The organism is Petrimonas sulfuriphila (assembly GCA_038561985.1).
GTDB classification, from domain to species: domain Bacteria; phylum Bacteroidota; class Bacteroidia; order Bacteroidales; family Dysgonomonadaceae; genus Petrimonas; species Petrimonas sulfuriphila.
The window spans coordinates 1,763,626-1,786,058 of sequence record CP073276.1; the positions used below are offsets into that span (position 1 = coordinate 1,763,626).

Sequence of the window (22,433 nt, forward strand, 5' to 3'; positions counted from 1 at the left end):
TGATTAATTACAAGTTATTCCAATACCACTTCACCGCCTCTTTCAATCCCTGTTTCATGGAGAATTGGGGATTATATCCTAGCAGATTACGGGCCTTGTCGATATTGGCCAGTGAGTGAGGTATATCCCCCGCACGGTTGGGGCCATGCAGAATTTCTACCTGGCCAATTGCCGGATCAAGCTCCGAAAGGTATTCTTTCAGATATCCTACCAATTGATTTAGTGTGGTACGTTCACCATATGCCGTATTATAAACCGTATTAATCGCCTCGGGATTGGTGGTTTCCATTGCCCGGATGTTCATCTGGATCACATTGTCGATATAGGTGAAGTCGCGACTGTATTCTCCGTCCCCATTGATCAAAGGCGACTCATGGTTCATCAACTTCTTCACGAACAACGGTATCACCGCTGCATAGGCTCCGTTGGGGTCCTGCTTCCTGCCGAAGACGTTGAAATAGCGCAACCCGATGGTCTCAATACCGTAGGTTCTGGAGAAAACATCGGCATACAGCTCATTCACATATTTAGTAATTGCGTAAGGTGACAAAGGTTTGCCTATTACATCCTCAACCTTTGGGAGCGATTTGCTATCTCCATATGTTGAAGAGCTTGCTGCATAAATAAAACGTTTTACGCCGGCATCACGACTGGCGATAAGCATATTGAGAAAACCAGACACATTGACTTCGTTTGATGTGATCGGATCTTTAATTGAACGGGGTACTGATCCGAGTGCTGCCTCGTGAAATACATAGTCAATCTTCTCGGTGGCTTTCCGGCAATCTTCCATATTGCGGATATCGCCCACCTGAAGTGTGAGCGAGTCAGGGTATTTTTCCAATAGAGGAAGCAGATTTTCAATCTTGCCGGTTGCAAAGTTATCAAGTACTCTTACTGAATGTCCGCTGTCCAACAGTGCTTCCGTGAGGTTGGAGCCGATAAAACCGGCTCCACCGGTTACCAAGATATTATTCATTTATATAATCGCTTAAGAAAAATTAGTTTTGTTCAATCTCCTTAAAAATTTTTTGCACATATGGTTTTCCTTGTACCCATCCAAAGGCAGTAGCTATACCTAAAAAAAAGAAGCCGATCAGAATAATGCTCCTACGGGGGGCGCTCTTCTCGTGGGGTACAACAGCAGGGTTGACCAACGTAAGGATAGTCTGGTTCTCCTTTACCGCAATCCGGGCCTGTTCCCGCTGTTTGGCCAGCTCGCTGTACACGGAAAAAGCGATATTGAACTCGCTCTGCAGCCGCATTTCTGTAGAACGGGCGGTGGCAGTGGCCAGCCCGCGGTTGGCATCCTGAAAAGCAGTTAGGTGCGACTGGGCCTGTAGGAAATCCTTGCGGGCAGTCTCATAACTCTCCTCCACAAACTGCAGGTTATCCTCCAGTTTCTCTGATTTAAAGGTTGCCACATACTTTTCCAGGGTCCGATAAAGATTGTCCGTTACCTCAGCGGCCGGTTGAGCTTCGGGGAAACTGTAGCTTAACGACACATATCCTTCCTTGGGATTAACGGAAACTTGTAAGGCTCCTTGAATCGCCTCGTATACTTTTTTTTCTTCTTCGTTCAGTGAATAAACAGTTACAGAATCTGTGAAAAATGCTGTTTCTTCAACCGGATTCTTTTTCCTGAGGCTGGCGAGTAGCACGCCGGGCAGGCCAAGGGTATACTTTTTGATGCTACCCAGCACATTTCTATCCTGGTACTGTCTGTTGGCGTAATACTCATACAGAGTTATTGCTTTTCCGTTCGATCGCTTGGTTACAATGGGTGTCTGCATGATTTCCCGGGTGAAAGGCACACTTTTCACGATTTCGGGATAAATGTGGGGTGACAAGGTGCCTTCGGACATCATGGCGGTTCCCAGGTTGACTCCCATCATCGCGGCGACGCCACTCAGTCCTCCGGTTTTGTTTTCCCCGCTCTGGGGCACTACCGTGCAGCTGGCGGTATAACTCACCGGAGAGAAGAGGGCTACAAAGAGACCGATCAGCAGGAATATACCTGTAGCTGTTAGGATAAATTTTCGCTTTATCCACAGTTTTCGCAGTAAGTCTACCAGATCGATTTCATCGCTATTCTGAGCAAGTTGGGAGAGGTTTTGTTGTTCCATCGGTTCGGTCATATTATTTGATCAGGTTGGAAATTAACAATGCGATTGTAGCGAGTGAGGTGGTCATGCCCATAATGCCCTGGAGCGACATCGGTTCCCGTTCGGGGCGTTCCGGCACGATGATCTCGCAGCCGGGTTCGATCCGCGCCCAGTAGCCGGAGGCCACCTGGCCGTTCATATAGACCACGTAGGGATTGCGCTTCTGCGCCAGGCGGGAATAACCGCCGGCCTGGTTGATGTAGTAACCCAGCTTCTTGTTCTTCTTGTAGGTAACGGTATTGGGATACAACACCCCCCCCGATATCCGTACCGTAGCTTCGAACTGCGGTATGTTCAGCACATCGCCGTCGCGCAGGATAATGTCTTCCGGTCCGCCGGGATGCTTCAGCGCTTTCTCCAGGTCGATGCCCACGGGGCGGTTGCTCAGGTCCACCTGTGCCAGCTGCTCCTCGTAATTGACACTGTCCTCTTTTTTGGTAACATCGGCTTCCGCTTTTAGCTTCAGCGCCTCCTGCGCCTGCTTCAATTCTGCGGCGGTCAGCCGTCGCGTGAGGCGTGCGCCTTTCACGTAGGCGTGGGGGGTGAGGCCGCCCGCCCGTTCCACCAGCGAGGAGAGCCGTTCGTCCTTACTTACCTTGGCGTATTGCCCGCCAAACAGCACCTCGCCGCTGACGGTCACGTTCTGTTGTACCTCGTAACCCGGGGAGCGGCGCACCACCACCTGGTCGTAGGGTTGCAGCGTGAAGCCGGGATCGCTCGACACGATCTCCCCGTCGGCCAGGGTGAAAGTGAACCGTTCGCCCGACTCTTTCGGCACGGCGGTGCCGGAGGGGTCCCTGAGGCGGCGGTAGACATCGACGCGGGCGGTGGAGGCGGCTTCCGTCAGTCCGCCGGCACGCAGGATAATGTCTTCGATCGTCATGTTCTCGGCATAGGGATAGCTGTCGGGATGGCGTACTTCTCCTCCGATATAGACGGTGAAGTCGCTCTCGAGCGAGAGCACCGAGGGGATGTGCAGCAGGTCGTTCTTCCGCAGTTCGATATCGGCGATCTGCCCACTGAGCAGCGCGTCCAGACTGAACGACTGCATAGAGCGGGTGAGGTCTTCGTTCTCGCGGTAGAGCAGTGCCCGCTGCAGGTAAGCGTCGCCGGTGGTGCCCTGGGCCACCTTGATCAGGTCGCCCACGGTGCGGATCTGCTCACCGATGGCGTACTTTCCGGGGCGATAGACCGATCCGGTTACCTCCACCATGTTGGCGTATTTGTCGAGGATAGTGCTCACCTCGGCACGGTCGCCATCCTTGAGCCGGAAAGTACCGTACTGCGCCTCACCGAGGGTGTGGGCTTCCATCTCTTCACTCCCCTTACGAAGCACGGAGACGTTGCCGCGGTAGGCGTTTCCGCTGTAGCCGCCCGCATAGCGGATGAGGTCTTCCAGCGTTTCGCCCTCTTTCAGTTCGTACCACATGGGGCGCTTCACTTCGCCAATAGCCTGTGCCAGGATGCCGTAGGGCTCCACCATCACGATGTCGCCTTCCTGCAGGGTGATGTCGGCCATGTTGTTCCCTTTCATCAGGTACTCGTAGAGGTCGACCGTAGCGACGGCCTTGCCCGAACGGAAGAGCCGTATGTTGCGGATGCTCCCGATGCGGCTGGTGCCACCGGCGGCGTAGAGGGCATGGAAAGCGGAGGAGAAGGAGCTGAGGGTATAGGTGCCGGGCCGCTTCACCTCACCCATCACGTTGACCTTGATGCTCCGCACGTTGCCGACGGAGATGGCGAGGAAAGTGTGGGGCTCGCCGGAGCCGAGGTCGGAATAGATGGTGGAAAATTCATTCTTGATTTTCAGTTCTGCCTGTTTTACGCTTAATCCGCTCAGTTGGATGCGTCCCAGCCCGGGTACCGTAATGTGCCCGTCGGGGGCAACGGTATACCGGACGTTCAGTTCCGAGTCGCCCCACACGTCGATAATGACCTCGTCACCCGGCCCCAGTACGTAATTGGCCGGGGTAGGCATGTTCATATTGGGGGCGAACGTGAGGTTCTGACTGGAAAAGAGGGATTGCCCGTAAACGCTTTCCGTAGGGGAGCCTTTATCTTCGGTGGCAACGGGGTTCTCCGTGAAGCCGGCCTCCCCGCGGAGCACATCGTCCTGGAGGCTTTTCCCAGAAGGAGCAGCGGCAGCGGCCTCGCCCTCCTGGTTGAGGTACTGGTCGCGCAGGCGCTGTACCTGTGCTGGGGTGACTCCTTTCTTCGTCATCTCTCTGATAATCTGCTCCTGCGACATGCCGGCATCGCGGTATCGCTTGAGTTCCTCAATCACCTGGCTGTCGCTGATCTGGGCAAAAAGGCTGCCTGCGGTCAGCAGGAACAGCAGCAAAACGGTAAGAAATCGACTGGGGTTTACATGCATGGAAATGAATGGTTTCATGTTGAAATGTTCTGTTTGAATAGATGTTGAAAAGAGACGTACGGGCACACTTCGTGACTGGCTGTCCCATTCCCGGGAGGGCGGCCCATCAATTTTCAGTGTACAAAATTACAATAAAAACCCGCACTTTCCATTTTTTGTCCTGGAAAATGGCGGAAAATGGGACTAATTCCCCACCATGGAGGTGCATATCTCCACGGTGGCGCAACCCAGCTGGTTGATGCGGACAACAACGGTGGACTTGCCATCGACGGTAACCAGCTCACCCTCAAGCCCGGACAGGGGGCCCTTGATGACACGCACTTTCTCGCCGGGCTGGAGCCCGGTGGTGTTGAACGATACAGGTTGGTCGGAGAAATCGAGCATGAACCGGAACCGGTTCATCTGCTCTTCGGGGATCTCGGTGGGGGCATGTTCGCCCCGCAACACGAGGTAGCGGAGCACGGAGGGGTGGGTGAGGACGGCGCGCTGCTCCGTGCTGTCCACGTGCACGAAGATCATCATGGGAATCAGTACCCGCTCCACCCGCTTCTTGCGGTCGCTCCACTGACGAACCTCGTTCTGTACCGGGAGGAAGTTCTCGATCCCCAGCTCCGTCAACCGGTCACGCACCCGCTTCTCGTGGTGCATCTTCACATAGGCTGCCAGCCATCTTTTCTCAGTCATCGTTACCCGTTACTCAGTTGCCGTACATTTTTTGGTAATAGCGCTGGTAATCACCGCTGGTGACGTTGTCGAGCCACTCCTGGTGGTCGAGGTACCAGCGCACGGTCTTTTCGATCCTTTCCTCGAACTGTAGCGACGGCTCCCAGCCGAGCTCGTTCTTCAGCTTGGTGGAGTCGATGGCGTAGCGCAGGTCGTGCCCGGCCCGGTCGGTAACAAACGTGATCAGCTTTTCCGACTCGCCCTCTTTGCGCCCCAGTAACCGGTCGACCGTCTTGATCATCACCCGGATCAGGTCGATGTTCTTCCACTCGTTGAACCCGCCGATGTTGTAGGTCTCGCCCGTTCTTCCCCGGTGGAAGATCAGGTCGATGGCCCGGGCGTGGTCTTCCACATAGAGCCAGTCGCGCACGTTCTCCCCCTTCCCGTAAACCGGAAGCGGCTTGTTGTGGCGGATGTTGTTGATGAACAGCGGAATCAGCTTCTCGGGGAACTGATAGGGCCCGTAGTTGTTGGAGCAGTTGGACAGTACTACGGGCAACCCGTAGGTGTCGTGATAGGCCCGGACAAAGTGGTCGGAAGCCGCCTTGGAGGCGGAGTAGGGCGAATGCGGGTCGTAGCGTGTCTCCTCGGTAAAGAGGGCATCGCCGAAAGGCAGTGCGCCGTACACTTCATCGGTGGAAACGTGGTAGAAGAGGTGCGGGGTGGCGGGCTGCCACGTCCGGCGGGCTGCCTCCAGCAGGTTGAGGGTGCCCATGACGTTGGTCCGGGCGAAGGAAAGGGGATCGGTGATGGAACGGTCCACGTGGCTTTCGGCCGCCAGGTGAATGACGCTGTCGATCCGGTACTCTTCAAACACGCGCCGCACCTCGTCGGGGTCGCAGATATCGGCTTTGACGAACCGGTAGTTGGGCTTCTCCTGAACATCGTGCAGGTTGGCCAGGTTGCCGGCGTAGGTAAGCTTGTCGAGGTTCACGATGCGGTAGTGGGGATAGCGGGTCACCATCAGCCTCACCACGTGTGACCCGATAAATCCGGCTCCACCGGTGATCAGGATATTTTTCTTGAATTGACTCTCCATCAGTATAGTTTTAACTCGTTAAGTAATTTGTTTTTCTTGTCTTTCTCCGACAAGATTATCGCTTCTGCCGGTAACTTCCAATCGATCCCCAAAGCAGGATCGTTCCAGAGGATGCCTCCCTCGGAGCCCGGAGCGAAGTAGTTGTCGCACTTGTACTGGAGTATGACCTCGTCGCTCAGTGCCGCGAAACCGTGGGCGAACCCCCGGGGGATAAAGAGCTGGCGCTTGTTCTCTCCCGACAGCTCCGTGGCGACATGCTGGCCGAACGTGGACGACCCTTTCCGGATATCCAGGGCGATGTCGAGCACCGTCCCCTTGACCACGCGGACCAGCTTTGCCTGGGCGTGGGGCGGTCTCTGGAAGTGAAGCCCCCTCAGGACGCCGTAGCGGGAGCAGGATTCGTTGTCCTGCACAAAGGCGGTCCGACATACTTGCTCTTCAAACTCCCGCTGAGAGAATGATTCGAAGAAGTAGCCCCGCCCGTCGGCGAACACCTTGGGTTCGAGGATAACAAGACCCTCTATCTCTGTTGTTGTAATGTTCATGGGGCTACCTATTCATTGTCAATTAATCTCAGCAAATACTTGCCGTACTCGTTCTTTTTCATCGGCTCCGCCAGGCTTCGCAGCCTCTCGTCGTCGATCCAGCCGTTGCGCCAGGCGATCTCCTCGAGGCAGGAGATCTTCAGCCCCTGCCGCTTCTCCAGTACCTCGATAAAGGTGGAGGCTTCCGACAACGAGCCGAAGGTGCCGGTGTCGAGCCAGGCGAAGCCGCGTCCGAAGAGTTGGACCTTGAGCTGCCGCTCGTTGAGGAAGTGCTGGTTCACCGCGGTGATCTCCAGCTCCCCCCGGGCGGAAGGACGGATGCTCTTCGCCACCTCCACCACCTTGTTGGGGTAGAAGTAGAGGCCCACGATCGCGTAGTTCGATTTGGGCTGTTGGGGCTTCTCTTCGATACCCAGCACATTGCCCTCCCGGTCGAACTCCGCCACCCCGTACCGCTCGGGGTCGTTCACCCAGTATCCGAAGACGGTGGCGTTGTTGTCCGACTCCGCGTCCCTGACGGCTTGCCTCAGCAGGTTGGGAAACCCCTGGCCGTAGAAGATGTTGTCGCCCAGCACCAGACAGGCACAATCGTTGCCGATGAACTCCTCGCCGATGATGAATGCCTGGGCCAGCCCGTCGGGACTGGGTTGTTCCGCATAGGAGAAAGAGACGCCGTAATCCGACCCGTCGCCCAGCAACCGCTGAAACCCGGGCAGGTCGTGCGGGGTGGAGATGATGAGGATCTCCTTGATCCCGGCAAGCATCAGGGCCGAAATGGGGTAGTAGACCATCGGCTTGTCGTAGACCGGGATAAGTTGCTTGGAGATCCCTTTGGTGATCGGATAAAGCCGGGTACCGGACCCTCCGGCAAGAACGATTCCTTTCATATATAGTATTTTTATTCTCTTTTATTACAACAATTGTTGTATTTTTAACCAAGCAGCTAAATTTGAAACATTGTCAGTCGAAGATTTAGTTGCAATTAAAGCACATGCAAATTATTAATGAACATAACAATTACAAAAATAACAAAATTAAACGACAAATGTTGTAATTTTTTCAAATTCTCCCGGTTGCATTTTTCACTCGTTGGCAGTTATTCAACAATTATTTTTATCTTTGCTCCTAAAACAGAAAAGAATGTCGAATAATACAATTATGAAACAGATTGGTTTGTTTATCATTTTTTTGATCGCACCGTTTATCTTGCCGGAGACCGTTGCCCAGGAGACCGATAGCCTGAAGCTTTTCGAAAGCATCACGGACATAGAGAAGTTGATCCAGCAGAGGCAGGTTCAGGACACGGCCCCACCGGTTGTGCCCGACCTCACGCAACAACGGGATACCTCCAAGTCCGCGATACTGGAAACCGCTACCGTGCTGCTGGACTCCCTCTACCACAGAAAAGAGAACGGAACGCTCCAGCTGCCCGACAACCTGTTCGGCTCCACCTCGCTCCACGGACTGACGTTCAGGGACACCATCTTCTACAACCCGCTGTTCCTCCCGATGATCTTCACGGGGAAGATACTGCCGACGGACCTCTCGTTTTATCCGCCCAAGGAGGAAAGCATCTACAAGGGGTTGCTGATCCCCCGGGAGAAAACCTTTGCACCCGGCCTGGTGCATGCCGCGTTTGTGGATGAGACGCGCCGCGATTTCTACAGGAGGTACCCCGACCGGGTGAACCGTTCGGTGTTCCACCTCGACTCGCTTCCGTCGTCCAGCAAGGACACCGAGGTGCTGGAGACGTTCAACCCGTTCAAGGAGCTGATCTCCACGGAGACAAGCTATTCGCTGAACGCTCCGCAGGTGGAGAAGACGGAGATCAGGCGAAGGTACTGGGTCTACAACGGCGACCACTCGTTCCAGCTCTCCCAGAGCTACTTCTCGCCGAACTGGCACAAGGGGGGGACGAGCAACTTCACGTTCGTGAACAACCACATCCTGAGGATGAACTACCGGAAAGAGAAGGTGCGCTTCAACAACACTTTCGAGTGGAGGCTCTCCGTCTTTACCGCCCCCGACGATACCCTCCGGAAATACAGGATCGGGGACGACCTGTTGCGCTACTACGGGGACTTCGGGCTCGACGCCTTTGCGAAGAAGTGGTCTTACTCGACCAACCTCGACGTGAGGTCGCAGCTCTTCAACAACTTCCCGACCAACTCCAACACCATCCGGTCGGCATTCCTCGCCCCGTTATACGTGAACGGCGGTGTCGGGTTGAAGTACAACCTCGACAAGCGGTTCGAAAAGGTGAGGCACCGCAGGGTGCGGCTGGACCTGCACCTGGCGCCCTTAAGCTTTAACTTCAGGTACATCGGCAATGATAAGGTGAGCGTGACCCGTTACGGGATCGAGGAGGGAAAGAAACACACCATGGACCTGGGGTCCACGGTTACGGCCAACCTGATTTACGACTTCAACCGGTACATCACCTGGAACTCGCGGCTGAAGTACTTCACCAGCTACGAGAAGGTGGAGGCGGAGTTCGAGAATACGTTGAACATGGCGCTGACCAATGCTTTCTCCACCCGGTTCTTCCTGAACCTGCGGTTCGACGACAGCGTCCCGCCCGATCCGAAGTTCAAGTACCTGCAGATCACGCAGCTGCTCAGCTTCGGGCTGAACTACAAGTGGTAGGCGTGTTGCGGGTTCAGAAAGAGAACCCGTTGAGGAAGTCGCCGGTCTTCATCCGTTTTTTCCCCGACAGCTGGATCTCCAGCACCTCGATAAAGCCATCCTGTGCGGCAACCCGCAGGGTGACTTTGTTGTCGGTGACGACTTCTCCTGGCCGCAGCCGGTGCGCCTCCGGGAGGGTTCTGGCCGCGAAGATCCGGAAGTTCATCTTCTCGCCGTTGACATCGAGCTCGGTCCACGCGGCCGGGTAGGGAGACAGCCCGCGGACGAAGTTGCGGATCTCCTCCACGGGGCGGTCCCAGTTGATCCGGCAGGTCTCCTTGTGGATCTTGGGCGCCGGCTTCAATTCCTTGTTCCCCTCCGTCAACTCACTTTGCGGCAGCGACCGGACCGTTCCGCTAATCACGGCGTCGATGGTCCTTACCACCAGCCGTGCCCCCAGGGTCATCAGGCTGTCGTGCAGGGTGCCCGCATCGTCGTTCTCCCCGATGGCCACCTTCTCCTGAAAAATAATTTCTCCGGTATCGATCTCGTGCTTGAGGAAGAACGTGGTGACCCCCGTCTCCTTTTCTCCGTTGATTATCGCCCAGTTGATGGGCGCCGCACCCCGGTACTGGGGCAGCAGCGAGGCGTGCAGGTTGAACGTCCCCCGGGGAGGCATGCTCCAGACCACCTCGGGCAGCATACGGAATGCCACAACCACCTGGATGTCGGCTTTCAGTCGCCTCAACTCGTCCAGGAACACCTCGTTCTTCAGGTTTTCGGGTTGCAGAACGGTTAATCCTGCCGACAGGGCATACTCTTTCACAGCCGGCGGCTGCAGCTTGTATCCTCTCCCGGCGGGCTTGTCGGGCGCGGTGATGACGCCCACCACGTTGTAGCCGTTCCCGACCAGTGCGCGCAGCGACTCCACGGCGAAGTCGGGCGTCCCCATAAAAACGATGCGTAACTCTTTTTTATCCATTTCGGTACAATTTTCTAATTTTTACACAAAAATAGCGGAAAAAGATCGAATTCGGTTAATTTTGCAGCATGTTTACCTCCTGCAACGACGTAAAGCGAAGCATGGACGCAGCCGGGCGAAGTACCGGCTCTATGTCCCCGGCCGGTTTGTCTGCTTCTCCCCCGAACGGTTCGTGCGGATCGACAAGGGAAAGGTGTTCTCCCATCCCATGAAAGGGACGATCGATGCTTCGGTGGAAAATGCGGAAGAGACGATCCTGAACGATTACAAGGAGAAAGCCGAACACAGCACGATTGTCGATCTGATCCGAAACGACCTAAGCCGGATAGCCAGCGGGGTGAGGGTGAACCGTTTTCGCTACATCGATCGGGTGGAGACGAACGGGGGGACCATCTTGCAGGTCAGCTCCGAGATTGAGGGGACGCTGCCGGACGACTACCCCGAAAACCTCGGGACGCTTTTCTTTGAACTGCTGCCTGCCGGGTCGGTCTCGGGGGCGCCCAAGGAGGCCACGTTGGCCCTTATCCGCGAGGCGGAACAGGAACCGCGCGGCTTCTACACCGGGGTGGCCGGGTATTTCGACGGTACGGCCCTCGACTCCTGCGTGCTGATCCGGTATGTCGAGCAGGCGGAAGACGGCTTGTACTTCCGGAGCGGAGGCGGCATCACGGTCAACAGCGCATGTGAGAAAGAGTATGCGGAAGCTGTCCGGAAAATTTATTTGCCCTTTACCTGAATCAAGATGTTTCTCGAAACCATTTGCATAAAGAACGGCGTCGCAGTGAGCCTGGAGGCCCACGCGGAGCGGATGCGGCAGACGGCAGACCGTTTCGGCTTTACCGCTCCCGGACTGCCTTGCATCGAATCGTTGCTCCCCGGGTCGCTCCGCGACAAGAAAGTGAAATGCAGCATCGGGTACAGGGAGACGATCCGTACGGTCCGGTTTGTGGCATACGCCCCGAAACGGATCCGTTCGCTGGTGCTGGTGGAGGCGGAGGAGCTGGACTACTCGTTCAAGTATTCTGACAGGGTGCAGCTGGAGGTGCTGAATAAACAGAGAGGGGAGAGGGATGAAGTGCTGATCGTGCAAAACGGCTGCATCACCGATACTACCTACAGCAACGTGGTTTTCCGGAAGAACGGGGAGTTCTTCACGCCCCATACTTATCTGTTAAACGGGACAAAACGGCAGAGGTTATTGCGGGAATCCATCATCAAAGAAGCGGACATCACTGTTGACAACCTGCACGAGTACGAGCACGTTTACCTCATCAACTCCATGCTCGATATAGAGGACGGGGTAGGCTGTCCGATGAAGAGTATTCTAAATTCTATAATTATTTAGTCTTTCCGACAAAAACTTATAAGGAGAAAAGTGTCTTATCAATTGACTCTTTTTTGTCTTTATCCACACCTGCCTTGTCTGCATAATAATTCCAGTTGTGTACCGTATCGTTAACCTGATCAATAATTTCCTCCGCCTTTTTATTGCGGATGGAACGTCCTATCACGATCAGATCTTCCCGTGTAATATTTTCCCGCTTCCCGTTAACACTCAACGCGTGACGGCTTACCCATTCGCTTCCGGGACGATAAGCATGACAGAGGTCGTATGCCGGGGCCAATCTCCACCGGTCTCCCTGTTTAAGAATAAAAGAGAAGTTCTTGCTATGGTCATCACAGTTGCGGGCTATCACATTAAACACCATACGGCGGAACATCTGTTCGGCTTCGGCATAAGTCAGCTTCAGCTCCCGCATGGCCTTTTCTTCCTCGGATTTTAAATTGGCTACAAAAGCCTCTTTCTTCGAAAGCATCTTGCTCGCAATTTCCACCAGGCTATCTATTTCCACCGAAAAGGTATTTACATTTTGTTTTAAAATGGCCGGCTCAATCTCCAATGCTCCCATTCCCCGTTTACCTATAAAACAAAGCATTTCTATGGGATTCATACTGTTTTCCGGCCGTCCTTGCTGCGCCAGCCACAAATTGATCAATTCATTCCCGTAACGGTCGGGCAGCATGTCCGCAAGCAATCCGGGCAACCCTTTAAAAGTATCGAAAGAAGAACCGGTTTCTTTGCGTAATTCAGGGAAGGAGTAAATTCGTTGTTCCGGGGACAACGGCATCTTTAAGGGAGATAGTTCCCATCCAAGTCTTTTAAAAGCAGGATCGTATTCAAAAGAAGCCCATCCGGATTTTTCATCCCAGGCAACGGCTCCTACCATTTTGCCCCATATATTCACGATGGCGGTATTCATCATTTACCAATTTTACCAATCAATATTCTCATTATCTGATTTATCTGTTTTCCTCCTTTTAGGAAAAGAAACCCGCTGTTTTTTTTTTCTCTCGGCTTGGGCCAGGGCTAACGGACTTTGCCGGCGGACAACCACAAAAACATCCATGATATGTAATTGATCCAATACCCGCAATACCCGAATGAGTGTTGCGACCGTTACTGTGTCACCTCTTTCCAGCAAACTGAGTGTGGAGCGGCTTATTCCTGCATCTTCAGCAAGCATCGCCTGGGTTTTATTTTGCTCCATACGGTGATGTTTTACAAATTCTCCGATTTGACTGAGAATGTGATCATCACTCATTGCATTCCAATCGTTGCGTGATATATCATTCATAACAGAAGTTTTTTATGTATAGTGAATGAAAAACTACACAAAGATATCGTTTTTTAATCAATAAATTTATTTTTGAATGAAATAAAATTCAGACAGGGATGCCCAGTTTCTTTTTTAGGCAGTACATTTATTATCAAGCTGATACTTAGGCATCTTAAAGTTTTTATAGGACACTAGTGATTATGTATAATAAAAAAAGGGGTGTATCACAGATGTGATTTCACCCTCTTTTTATTCGGATACTTATTACTTATCTGATTTGATCTGAGAACAGATTCAAATATTCATTTCTCAAAAGGTAATTTTTTATTTTGAGACAACCTTCTTTATAAAAATAATAGAACCCTCAGTTGTTCTCCGGACGTAATTTCCTTACTACGGCTCCGGTCTGCCACATCTCGCTTTCGCGGAGGGCTTTTAGCTCTGCTTCCAGTTTCTCGCGGTAGTCGGCCTGCGAATTGCTGTCGATGGAGCGTTGCGCTTCATTCCCACTGGCCACTTCTTTGTAAAGTTTTTCGAAGACGGGCTTGGTGGCATCGTGGAACGGTGTCATCCAGTCCAACGCACCGCGCTGGGCAGTTGTGGAGCAGTTGGCATACATCCAGTCCATCCCTTTTGCGGCAAAAAGCGGCATCAACGACTGTGTGAGCTCTTCTACCGTTTCGTTGAACGCTTCCGACGGGGTATGTCCGTTTTCGCGGAGTACTTCGTACTGAGCCAGTAAGAGTCCCTGGATGGCACCCATTAATGTTCCGCGTTCACCGGTGAGGTCGGAATAGACTTCGCGTTTAAATGTTGTTTCGAACAGATAACCCGATCCAACACCAATTCCCAATGCTACAACACGGTCGAAAGCGCGTCCGGTAGCGTCCTGGAAAATGGCGTAAGAAGAGTTCAAACCGCGTCCTTCGAGGAACATTGTTCTCAACGAAGTTCCCGATCCTTTTGGTGCTACAAGGATCACATCCACATCGGCGGGCGGAATAATTCCCGTGCGTTCCTTGTAGGTGATGCCGAAGCCGTGGGAGAAGTACAATGCTTTACCGGGAGTAAGATGCTTTTTCACCGTTGGCCAAACTTCAATTTGTGCTGCATCTGAAAGCAAATATTGAATAATGGTTGCTTTCTCACACGCCTCTTCAATTTCGAAAAGCGTTTCACCCGGAACCCAGCCATCAGCAACAGCTTTGTCCCAGGTTTTTCCTCCTTTGCGTTGTCCGACGATTACGTTGAAACCATTGTCACGCAGGTTTAGCGATTGTCCCGGACCTTGAACACCGTAGCCGATCACTGCGATGGTTTCGTTTTTCAATGTTTCCTGTGCTTTGCTCAACGGAAACTCGTCGCGGGTAACTACATTTTCTTCTACCCCGCCAAAATTCATTTTTGCCATATTTTTTATTGATTTTAAAAACCGGGAACAAAGACACATCCGGCCCTTGCTTCCCCGGTCTGATTATTTACATTTTTATTGTTTTCGAATACAATTGATTACGAAATGTTTAGATGTTTTATGGGGTACCCGTCGATAAAGCAGGCGTAATCTGATATGTTGTTTGAGCGAAGCGAGTTATTTATCAGATAGCCTGTGAATCGGTAACGGGTCACAAAACATTGTCAATTGAGTAATTAGTTGTATTCATATTTTTATATTATTTATAGATGTGATAGTTGTTCCTGCTTCATCTCTTCCCGCTGCGCGAGCATGTCGCTCAGGCGTTCCACCTTCGACTTGGTGATGGCGATTCTGCCGGAGCGGATGAACTGGAGCACGCCGATCTTCTCGGCCAGCTCGTCGAAGAGGCCCTGCGTCTCGGCGTAGTGGCCGGCCTTGAGGAACACCACGCAGTCGTTGTTGACCTCGAGCACCCGGATGTTGTATTTCCGGATGAGGTATTCGATGGACCCGTGTTCCATAATCTTATCGGTAGCCAGTTTGTACAGGGCCAGCTCCTGGTGGATCAGCTCGTTGTCCACATTGAAGTAGGCTTTGAGCACATCGATACGTTTGTCGATCTGGCGCACCAGCTTCTTCATCGCTTCGTCGGATTCCGCAAAAACGGTGATGGTGAACTTATGGATGCCTGCCAGGGCCGAGGGCGAGACCGAGAGGGTCTCGATGTTCAGTTGCCGGCGCGTGAAGATGGTGGTGATCTGGTTGAGCACCCCTACCGTATTTTCTGAGAAAATGGTGACGGTATATAATGTTTTTCCTTCCATAGCTTGTTGAGTTTAGAGTTTGTGTCCGTTTCCAATCAGTATGTCGGTAACGCTTCCGCCGGCAGGTACCATGGGATAAACCATTCCTTTGGTTTCCACCACTGCTTCGAGCAGGTAGGCACCCTCGTGGGACAGCATCTCCTCGATGGCGCTGTCCAGCTCTTTCCGGTCGGTCACTTTCCTTCCCCGGATGCCGTAGGCTTCGGCAATCTTTACGAAGTCGGGATTCTTGAGGTGTGTCTCGGAGTATCGTTCATCGAAGAAGAGCTCCTGCCACTGTCGGACCATGCCCAGGTAGTTGTTGTTCAGCAGGATAATCTTGACGTCGATGTTGTACTCCAGGATGGTTCCGAGCTCCTGGATGGACATCTGCAGGCCACCGTCTCCGACGAAGATGCAGACAGTACGGTCGGGAGCCCCGTATTTCGCCCCGATCCCGGCGGGAAGCCCGAACCCCATGGTGCCCAGTCCGCCCGAAGTGACCATGCTGCGTGTCAGCGTGGATTTGAAATAGCGGGTGGCCATCATCTGGTGTTGCCCCACGTCGGTCACGCATACTGCCTTATGTCCCGTAGCTTCCGATACCTTGTTCACCACTTCACCCATCTTCAGCTCTCCTCCGTTTTCGGGATACAGTTCGGCCTTGATGACGCAATCGAACTCCGTCTTTTTGTACTGTCCGAATTTCTCCATCCACTCCGAATGTTTACGTTCCTCGATCAGAGCCGTGACGAGCGGCAGTGTGTCTTTGGCATTACCCAGCACCTTTACGGTGGTTTTCACGTTCTTGTCCATCTCCGCCAGGTCGATATCGAAGTGGATGATTTTTGCCTGCCGGGCGTAGGTGTTGAGGTTGCCGGTGACGCGGTCGTCGAAGCGCATGCCGATGGCGATCAGCACGTCGCACTCGTTGGTGTTCATGTTGGGAGCGATGTTGCCGTGCATGCCCAGCATCCCGGCGTTGAGCGGGTGGTCGGAGGGGATGGCGGAGAGCCCGAGGATGGTCGATCCGAACGGGATGTTGCCTTTCTCCAGGAATGTCATCAGCTCCTGCTCCGCGTTTCCGAGGATCACGCCCTGTCCCACCAGCGCCAGGGGCTTTTGCGCCCGGTTGATCAGCTCCGCCGCCGCCTTGATATTCTCCATTTCCGACTCAGGAAAAGGGATGTAGCTCCTCAGGAACGATGTCCTGCTGTAGGTATAGTCGAGTTTGTTGATCTGCGCATCCTTCGTTATGTCGAGGACCACCGGTCCGGGGCGGCCGCTTTTGGCAATGTAAAAGGCACGGGAAACGGCCCAGGGAATCTCTTCCGCCCGCCTTACCTGATAGGCCCACTTGGTGATGGGTTGGGTGATACCGATCACATCGGCTTCCTGAAAGGCATCGGAGCCCAGCAAGCCCGATATAACCTGTCCCGAGATCACCACCAGTGGGGTGCTGTCCATCATGGCGTCGGTGATTCCGGTTACGGCGTTGGTGGCTCCGGGGCCGGAGGTGACCAGGGCAACACCGGTTTTCCTGGATACGCGTGCGTAGCCTTGTGCTGCGTGGACGGCCCCTTGTTCGTGACGGACCAGGATATGTTTTATGTCGTTCTTATGATCGTACAGCGCGTCGAAAACGGGCATGATGGCGCCGCCGGGATAGCCGAACATGGTATCTACGCCTTCGGCCAGTAACGAGCGGATAAGGGCCTCACTTCCCGAAATGTTTACCTTGGCCTCCTCTGTGGAGGGTTGGGTGGATTGTGAATGATTACTCCTGTTCATATTTGTAGATTTATAGACTGTTATAGTATTCTCACACCGCCTAAATCGGCTGAACTGACGAAATGGGCGTAGAGCTTCAGTGCGTTGGATACTTTCCGGTCCCTGACCGGCTTAAAGGCGGCTTTCCCTTTCGCCTCCTCCTGTTTTCTCCGTTCCGCCAGCTCGGCGTCGGAGAGTTGGACCCGGATGATCCGGTTGGGAATATCGATTTCGATAACATCACCGTCTTTCACAAGCCCGATGTTGCCCCCGGCAGCCGCTTCAGGAGATATATGCCCGATGGACAGGCCCGAGGTGCCTCCCGAGAACCGTCCGTCGGTAATCAGGGCGCAGGCTTTTCCCAAATGTTTTGCTTTGATGTAGGAAGTGGGGTAGAGCATCTCCTGCATCCCCGGCCCTCCCTTAGGCCCTTCGTACACGATGACGACCACGTCGCCGGCTTCAATCTCTCCGTTCAGGATCCCGGTGCACGCTTCGTCCTGGGAATGGTACACCTTGGCTTTTCCCGAGAATTTCCAGATATTCTCATCTACCCCTGCCGTTTTCACCACGCAGCCGTTCTGTGCGATGTTACCTTTCAGGACGGCGAGTCCGCCGTCGAGGGTATAGGCATTTGCGATGTTCCGGATACAACCGTCTTCCCGGTCGGCATCGAGGGTTTTGTAAACGGCGTTTTGCGAGCCCATGACCAGGTTAAACCTGTTTCCCGGTGCCGAGCTGTAGATCGCTTGCGCCTCGGGATGGATATTTTCTGTTGTGATGTCGTACTTTTCTATCGCCTGTTTCAGCGTCAGTCCGTCGGCACGGTGGACCGATGTGTCGATCAGCCCGCCTTTTGCCAGTTCGCCCACGATACCCAGAATGCCTCCGGCGCGGTTCACATCCTGGACGTGGTACTTCTTGGTGTTGGGCGCTACTTTGCATACGCAAGGCACCTTACGCGAGAGGGCGTCGATATCGTCCATCGTGAAATCCACTTCCGCCTCACGGGCAATGGCCAGCAGGTGAAGGATGGTGTTGGTGGAGCCGCCCATGGCAATGTCGAGCGACATGGCGTTGAGGAACGCCGCGCGTGTGGCGATGTTTCTCGGCAGCACGCTTTCGTCGCCGTCGAAATAGTAGCGGTAGGCGTTTTCCACGATCTGCCCTGCTGCTTTGCGGAAGAGTCCGATCCGGTTGGCGTGTGTGGCCACGATCGTCCCGTTGCCGGGCAGTGCCAGGCCGATGGCTTCGTTGAGGCAGTTCATGGAGTTGGCGGTAAACATTCCCGAGCACGAGCCGCAGGTGGGGCAAGCCAGCTTCTCGAGCTGCGAGATGCGGTCGTCCGACACGGCATCGTCGGCCGATTCGATCATCGCATCGATCAGGTCGATGGATTCGTCGCCAATTTTTCCCGCCTCCATGGGCCCGCCCGAAACAAAGATGGCGGGGATGTTCAGCCGCATGGCTGCCATGAGCATGCCCGGCGTTATCTTGTCGCAGTTGCTGATGCACACCATCGCATCCACCTTGTGAGCGTTAATCATATATTCTATGGAGTCGGCAATCAGGTCGCGCGACGGTAACGAGTAGAGCATCCCGTCGTGGCCCATGGCGATGCCGTCGTCCACGGCGATGGTGTTGAATTCGGCGGCAAAGCACCCCAACTTTTCGATTTCGGCTTTCACCATCTGCCCGATATCGTGCAGGTGTGCGTGCCCGGGCACAAACTGGGTGAATGAATTCACCACGGCGATGATGGGTTTTCCCATCTGCTCGTCTTTCATTCCGTTAGCCCTCCACAGCGCGCGTGCGCCGGCCATCAGGCGGCCCTGAGTGGAGGTGTAGCTCCGGAGGTGTTTATTGTCTTTACGGTTCATTCCTGTATGTTCCTATTTTATTGTTTTCTTTTATTTCAATCTTAATCCCTATCTCTATTTCAATCTCTATTTCAATCTCTATTTCAATCCCTATTTCAATCTCAAATTCAATCTCAAATTCAATCTCAAATTCAATCTCAAATTCAATCTTATTCTCTATCTCTATCTCTATTTCTTATAAAGTAACTAAAATGGAGCTTTTAATATACTCCGCAATCCAGTCCCCCACCTCACTTGTCCCGTAGGCTTTTCCCCCTTCGGCAATATCTTCGGTGACGACGCCCGCTTCGAGGCTTGCGTTGACGGCCCGGCGGATGGCTGCTCCTTCTTCCTGCAGGTTGAAAGCGTATTCAAACATCAGTGCGGCGGAGAGGATCATGGCGGCGGGATTGGCAATGTTTTTTCCGGTTGCCTGCGGGTAGGAGCCGTGGATCGGTTCGAACAGGGAGGTGTGTATGCCTATCGAAGCGGAGGGGAGCATCCCCAGTGATCCGGTGATGACCGATGCTTCGTCGGTGAGGATGTCGCCGAAGAGGTTTTCGGTTACCAGCACATCGAAGCTCTTGGGCCACTGGATGATGCGCATGGCTGCGTTGTCCACGAACAGGTAATCGGTCTCGATGTCGGGGTATTGCGGGGCGATCTCCTGCGCGATCTGGCGCCACAGGCGGGAGGTGGCAATCACGTTTGCCTTGTCCACCACGGTAAGCTTCTTGCGGCGTTGCCCGGCAAACTTGTAGGCCAGGTGCAGGATCCGTTCGATCTCTTCGCGCGTGTAGACACAGGTGTCGTAAGCCGTGTCTCCGTCTTCGCTCCGTCCTTGCGGCCGTCCGAAGTACATGCCTCCCGTCAGTTCGCGGATGCAGACGAAGTCGGCTCCTTCCACCAGGTCGGCGCGAAGGGGTGATTTGTGGATCAGCGAGGGGAACGTCATTACGGGACGGATGTTTCCGTACAGTCCCAGTTGCTTGCGCATCCGGAGCAGCCCCTGCTCGGGGCGTACCCTGGCGTTAGGGTCGTTGTCGAACTTGGGGTGTCCGATGGCGCCGAACAACACCGCGTCTGCCTGCATGCACACTTCGTGCGTCTCCGGCGGATAGGGGTCGCCGACGGCATCGATGGCGCAAGCGCCGACAATGGCTTCCGTGAACGTTACCTCGTGGTTAAATTTCTCGCATACGGCACGCGTCACTTTCAACGCCTGGTCCATGATCTCGGGACCGATGCCGTCGCCGGGCAATACTGCTATCTTCAATTTCATAGGTTTTCTTTTCTTTTTATTTTTACGGTAGCTCCATGTGGCGGATCACCGGTATGTTTCCTTTTTCTATCATGTTCAGCATTTTTATCGTGGCCTTGATGGCGGCAGCCGTCTGGTCGACATCCAGTCCCCGGGTTTTGAAGACCTTCCCGTCGAACCTCCACGTGATGATGGTCTGTACGTAGGCGTTGGTTTTTCCGCCGGGGGGAATGACCACCACGTAGTCGAGCAAATCGGGCGTGGGTTTGTTGAGGCTCTTGTAAATCTTGTACATGGCCTTCGAGAAGGCGTGGTACTGCCCGTCTCCCGCGGCTGACTGCTGATACACCTCCCCCCGGATGGATATCTTTACGGTGGCTGTCGGGCGCATGCCGTCGGTGAGGTTCAGCGAGTAGTTCAGTATCTGTATCTCCTGGTTGTCGATTCCGTTCTTCAGGATGTCGGAAACGATGTAGGGCAGCTCATCGGGGCTGACCAGCTCTTTCTTGTCGCCCAGCTCGATGATGCGGGCCGTCACTTTTTTGGCGGCTTCATCGTCTACTTCGATTCCCAGCGCCTCCAGGTTCTTCAGGATGTTGGCCTTGCCGGAGTTCTTCCCCAGGGCGTATTCCCGTGAACGTCCGAACCGCTCGGGCACGAGGTCGTTGTGGTAAAGGTTCTTCTTCTTGTCGCCATCGGCATGGACTCCGGCCACCTGTGTGAACACGTTGTCACCGATAACGGGTTTGTTGTTGGGGATACGTACGCCGGAGTAACTTTCCACGATCTTGCTGACGCTGTAGAGCTTGTCCTCGGCAACGTTGGTGCTGAGCTTCAGCTGGTCGTGGATCAGGGCGACGATGCTGGTGACGGGCGCGTTACCGGCTCGTTCCCCCAGGCCGTTCACGGTGACGTGGACGCCTTTTACTCCCGCTTTCACCGCTTCGAAAACGTTGGCTACCGCCAGGTCGTAATCGTTGTGCGCGTGGAAGTCGAAGTGCAGGCCGGGGTACCTGCCGATCATCTTCTCACAGAACATCCGGGTCTCGGAGGGGTTCAGTATGCCCAAGGTGTCGGGCAGCATGTAGCGGGTGATGGGCTGGTGTTGCAGCTCATCCATCATCTCGAACACGTACGCCTCTGAATCGCGCATCCCGTTGGACCAGTCTTCGAGGTAGACGTTCACGTCCATTCCCCGCTTTTTGGCTTCGGCGATGACCGACTTTATGTCGGCGAGGTGCTCCCGGGCCGTTTTTCTGAGTTGATGGGTGCAATGTTTCTCCGAACCTTTGCAAAGGAGGTTGACCACCCGGCATCCCGCGGCGGTGATCCAGTCGAGCGATGCGTTTCCATCCACAAATCCCAGGATCTCTATCTTGTTGATATGCCCGTGACTGTTTGCCCATTGTGCAATCTTCTGCACCGACTTAAATTCTCCTTCCGATACCCGCGCGGACGCGATCTCTACCCGGTCGACATTTAACTCTTCAATGAGCAAGCGGACAATGCTTACTTTTTCTTCCGTTGCGAATGAAACGCCCGAGGTCTGTTCCCCGTCGCGCAACGTGGTGTCCATTATTTCTATTTTCCGCTTTACCATGTGTTGATGAACTGAAACGTGTGATACATTCAATAGACGTAAGGGCGATTCTTCTCGTACGCTTCGATCTTCTCTTTGTTCGACAGGAGGAAGTCGATGTCGTCGAGCCCTTTCAGGAGGCATTCTTTTTTATAGGGATTGATGTCGAACGGCTCCCTGTTTCCGGTCTGGTTGTTCCTGATGAACTGCTCCTCGAGGTTCACCGTAACCGTTGCCTGCGGGTCCTGGCCGACCGATGTGAACAGTTCTCCGAGGAACTTCTCGCTGACCACCACGGGCAGGATGCCGTTGTTAAGCGCATTGTTGCGGAAGATATCGGCAAAGAAGCTCGATACCACCACCTTGAAGCCGTATCCGGCAATTGCCCAGGCGGCATGCTCGCGGCTTGACCCGCTGCCGAAGTTTTTCCCTGCCACCAGGACTTCGCCGCTGTAGGCGGGGTTGTTGAGGACGAAATCGGCTTTCGGCTCGCCCGATTTTTCGTACCGCCAGTCGGCAAACAAGTTGTCTCCGAACCCTTCGCGGGTAGTGGCTTTCAGGAAGCGGGCGGGAATGATCTGGTCGGTGTCCACGTTCTCTATCGGAAGGGGGACGTATGTGGATGTGATTGTTTTGAATTTTTCCATATTTGTTTGATGTACTGATGTGCTGATCG

20 protein-coding genes are annotated in these 22,433 nt (G+C 54.0%); 3 read left to right on the forward strand and 17 right to left on the reverse strand.

Going from position 1 to position 22,433, the window contains the following annotated elements; genetic code table 11:
- Window positions 1-7 precede the first annotated feature (7 nt).
- The 7 genes from KCV26_07320 to rfbA form a co-directional block, all read right to left on the reverse strand.
- On the reverse strand, window positions 8-979 hold the full coding sequence (locus tag KCV26_07320) for an SDR family oxidoreductase (protein WZX38170.1): 972 nt from the start codon (window positions 977-979) through the stop codon (window positions 8-10).
- 22 nt (window positions 980-1,001) lie between these two features.
- Window positions 1,002-2,126, reverse strand: a complete 1,125-nt coding sequence (locus tag KCV26_07325) for a lipopolysaccharide biosynthesis protein (GenBank protein WZX38171.1) — start codon at window positions 2,124-2,126, stop codon at window positions 1,002-1,004.
- A gap of 13 nt (window positions 2,127-2,139) precedes the next feature.
- Complete coding sequence (locus KCV26_07330) at window positions 2,140-4,557, reverse strand: SLBB domain-containing protein (GenBank protein ID WZX38172.1); 2,418 nt, start codon at window positions 4,555-4,557, stop codon at window positions 2,140-2,142.
- 165 nt (window positions 4,558-4,722) lie between these two features.
- Window positions 4,723-5,223 carry a UpxY family transcription antiterminator gene (locus KCV26_07335; protein ID WZX38173.1) on the reverse strand — a complete coding sequence of 167 codons (501 nt, stop codon included), beginning with the start codon at window positions 5,221-5,223 and terminating at the stop codon, window positions 4,723-4,725.
- Between the two features lie 13 nt (window positions 5,224-5,236).
- Window positions 5,237-6,301: a dTDP-glucose 4,6-dehydratase gene (gene rfbB / locus KCV26_07340; GenBank protein WZX38174.1), complete on the reverse strand. Its 1,065-nt coding sequence runs from the start codon at window positions 6,299-6,301 to the stop codon at window positions 5,237-5,239.
- Complete coding sequence (gene rfbC, locus KCV26_07345) at window positions 6,301-6,846, reverse strand: dTDP-4-dehydrorhamnose 3,5-epimerase (protein WZX38175.1); 546 nt, start codon at window positions 6,844-6,846, stop codon at window positions 6,301-6,303. The genes rfbB and rfbC overlap by 1 nt, the downstream gene beginning before the upstream one ends.
- An 8-nt stretch (window positions 6,847-6,854) precedes the next feature.
- Entirely contained in the window at window positions 6,855-7,733 is an 879-nt protein-coding gene (gene rfbA / locus KCV26_07350; protein WZX38176.1) for a glucose-1-phosphate thymidylyltransferase RfbA, read from the reverse strand.
- Between the two features lie 271 nt (window positions 7,734-8,004).
- On the opposite strand from rfbA, the gene KCV26_07355 reads away from it, so the two are divergent.
- Window positions 8,005-9,492, forward strand: a complete 1,488-nt coding sequence (locus KCV26_07355; protein ID WZX38177.1) for a DUF3078 domain-containing protein — start codon at window positions 8,005-8,007, stop codon at window positions 9,490-9,492.
- Between the two features lie 13 nt (window positions 9,493-9,505).
- On the opposite strand, the gene fmt is transcribed toward KCV26_07355, so the two are convergent.
- The gene (gene fmt, locus KCV26_07360; protein WZX38178.1) at window positions 9,506-10,453 is read right to left on the reverse strand and encodes a methionyl-tRNA formyltransferase; all 948 of its coding nucleotides are present in this window, start codon (window positions 10,451-10,453) and stop codon (window positions 9,506-9,508) included.
- Here fmt and KCV26_07365 point away from each other — a divergent pair.
- Together KCV26_07365 and KCV26_07370 are read left to right on the forward strand one after the other, a co-directional pair.
- Complete coding sequence (locus KCV26_07365; GenBank protein ID WZX38179.1) at window positions 10,431-11,189, forward strand: aminodeoxychorismate synthase component I; 759 nt, start codon at window positions 10,431-10,433, stop codon at window positions 11,187-11,189. The two genes, fmt and KCV26_07365, sit on opposite strands and share 23 nt — an antisense overlap.
- A 6-nt stretch (window positions 11,190-11,195) precedes the next feature.
- Window positions 11,196-11,798: an aminotransferase class IV gene (locus tag KCV26_07370; GenBank protein ID WZX38180.1), complete on the forward strand. Its 603-nt coding sequence runs from the start codon at window positions 11,196-11,198 to the stop codon at window positions 11,796-11,798.
- A gap of 16 nt (window positions 11,799-11,814) precedes the next feature.
- Here KCV26_07370 and KCV26_07375 read toward each other — a convergent pair whose 3' ends face one another.
- The 9 genes from KCV26_07375 to leuD form a co-directional block, all read right to left on the reverse strand.
- Window positions 11,815-12,717, reverse strand: a complete 903-nt coding sequence (locus KCV26_07375) for a type II toxin-antitoxin system HipA family toxin (GenBank protein ID WZX38181.1) — start codon at window positions 12,715-12,717, stop codon at window positions 11,815-11,817.
- A gap of 9 nt (window positions 12,718-12,726) precedes the next feature.
- Window positions 12,727-13,089, reverse strand: a complete 363-nt coding sequence (locus KCV26_07380) for a helix-turn-helix transcriptional regulator (protein WZX38182.1) — start codon at window positions 13,087-13,089, stop codon at window positions 12,727-12,729.
- 346 nt (window positions 13,090-13,435) lie between these two features.
- Window positions 13,436-14,482 carry a ketol-acid reductoisomerase gene (gene ilvC, locus KCV26_07385; protein ID WZX38183.1) on the reverse strand — a complete coding sequence of 349 codons (1,047 nt, stop codon included), beginning with the start codon at window positions 14,480-14,482 and terminating at the stop codon, window positions 13,436-13,438.
- A 263-nt stretch (window positions 14,483-14,745) separates the two neighbouring features.
- A complete protein-coding gene (ilvN, locus tag KCV26_07390) occupies window positions 14,746-15,309 on the reverse strand; it encodes an acetolactate synthase small subunit (protein ID WZX38184.1) in 564 nt (187 codons plus the stop codon).
- A 12-nt stretch (window positions 15,310-15,321) separates the two neighbouring features.
- Window positions 15,322-17,079: a biosynthetic-type acetolactate synthase large subunit gene (ilvB, locus tag KCV26_07395; GenBank protein WZX38185.1), complete on the reverse strand. Its 1,758-nt coding sequence runs from the start codon at window positions 17,077-17,079 to the stop codon at window positions 15,322-15,324.
- A 20-nt stretch (window positions 17,080-17,099) separates the two neighbouring features.
- Window positions 17,100-18,938, reverse strand: a complete 1,839-nt coding sequence (ilvD, locus tag KCV26_07400; GenBank protein ID WZX38186.1) for a dihydroxy-acid dehydratase — start codon at window positions 18,936-18,938, stop codon at window positions 17,100-17,102.
- A gap of 175 nt (window positions 18,939-19,113) precedes the next feature.
- Window positions 19,114-20,199, reverse strand: coding sequence for a 3-isopropylmalate dehydrogenase (gene leuB / locus KCV26_07405; protein WZX38187.1), 1,086 nt, complete (start codon window positions 20,197-20,199; stop codon window positions 19,114-19,116).
- A 22-nt stretch (window positions 20,200-20,221) separates the two neighbouring features.
- Window positions 20,222-21,754 (reverse strand): 2-isopropylmalate synthase, encoded by a 1,533-nt coding sequence (locus KCV26_07410; protein WZX38188.1) that lies wholly within the window; start codon window positions 21,752-21,754, stop codon window positions 20,222-20,224.
- 53 nt (window positions 21,755-21,807) lie between these two features.
- The gene (leuD, locus tag KCV26_07415) at window positions 21,808-22,404 is read right to left on the reverse strand and encodes a 3-isopropylmalate dehydratase small subunit (GenBank protein WZX38189.1); all 597 of its coding nucleotides are present in this window, start codon (window positions 22,402-22,404) and stop codon (window positions 21,808-21,810) included.
- Window positions 22,405-22,433: the final 29 nt, after the last annotated feature.

Coding starts and splice junctions, on each gene's coding strand:
- KCV26_07320 (WZX38170.1), bottom strand. CDS start 979: ATGAATAATATCTTGGTAACCGGTGGAGCCGGTTTTATCGGCTCCAAC.
- KCV26_07325 (WZX38171.1), bottom strand. CDS start 2,126: ATGGAACAACAAAACCTCTCCCAACTTGCTCAGAATAGCGATGAAATC.
- KCV26_07330 (WZX38172.1), bottom strand. CDS start 4,557: ATGAAACCATTCATTTCCATGCATGTAAACCCCAGTCGATTTCTTACC.
- KCV26_07335 (WZX38173.1), bottom strand. CDS start 5,223: ATGACTGAGAAAAGATGGCTGGCAGCCTATGTGAAGATGCACCACGAG.
- rfbB (WZX38174.1), bottom strand. CDS start 6,301: ATGGAGAGTCAATTCAAGAAAAATATCCTGATCACCGGTGGAGCCGGA.
- rfbC (WZX38175.1), bottom strand. CDS start 6,846: ATGAACATTACAACAACAGAGATAGAGGGTCTTGTTATCCTCGAACCC.
- rfbA (WZX38176.1), bottom strand. CDS start 7,733: ATGAAAGGAATCGTTCTTGCCGGAGGGTCCGGTACCCGGCTTTATCCG.
- KCV26_07355 (WZX38177.1), top strand. CDS start 8,005: ATGAAACAGATTGGTTTGTTTATCATTTTTTTGATCGCACCGTTTATC.
- KCV26_07365 (WZX38179.1), top strand. CDS start 10,431: ATGCGTAACTCTTTTTTATCCATTTCGGTACAATTTTCTAATTTTTAC.
- fmt (WZX38178.1), bottom strand. CDS start 10,453: ATGGATAAAAAAGAGTTACGCATCGTTTTTATGGGGACGCCCGACTTC.
- KCV26_07370 (WZX38180.1), top strand. CDS start 11,196: ATGTTTCTCGAAACCATTTGCATAAAGAACGGCGTCGCAGTGAGCCTG.
- KCV26_07375 (WZX38181.1), bottom strand. CDS start 12,717: ATGATGAATACCGCCATCGTGAATATATGGGGCAAAATGGTAGGAGCC.
- KCV26_07380 (WZX38182.1), bottom strand. CDS start 13,089: ATGAATGATATATCACGCAACGATTGGAATGCAATGAGTGATGATCAC.
- ilvC (WZX38183.1), bottom strand. CDS start 14,482: ATGGCAAAAATGAATTTTGGCGGGGTAGAAGAAAATGTAGTTACCCGC.
- ilvN (WZX38184.1), bottom strand. CDS start 15,309: ATGGAAGGAAAAACATTATATACCGTCACCATTTTCTCAGAAAATACG.
- ilvB (WZX38185.1), bottom strand. CDS start 17,079: ATGAACAGGAGTAATCATTCACAATCCACCCAACCCTCCACAGAGGAG.
- ilvD (WZX38186.1), bottom strand. CDS start 18,938: ATGAACCGTAAAGACAATAAACACCTCCGGAGCTACACCTCCACTCAG.
- leuB (WZX38187.1), bottom strand. CDS start 20,199: ATGAAATTGAAGATAGCAGTATTGCCCGGCGACGGCATCGGTCCCGAG.
- KCV26_07410 (WZX38188.1), bottom strand. CDS start 21,754: ATGGACACCACGTTGCGCGACGGGGAACAGACCTCGGGCGTTTCATTC.
- leuD (WZX38189.1), bottom strand. CDS start 22,404: ATGGAAAAATTCAAAACAATCACATCCACATACGTCCCCCTTCCGATA.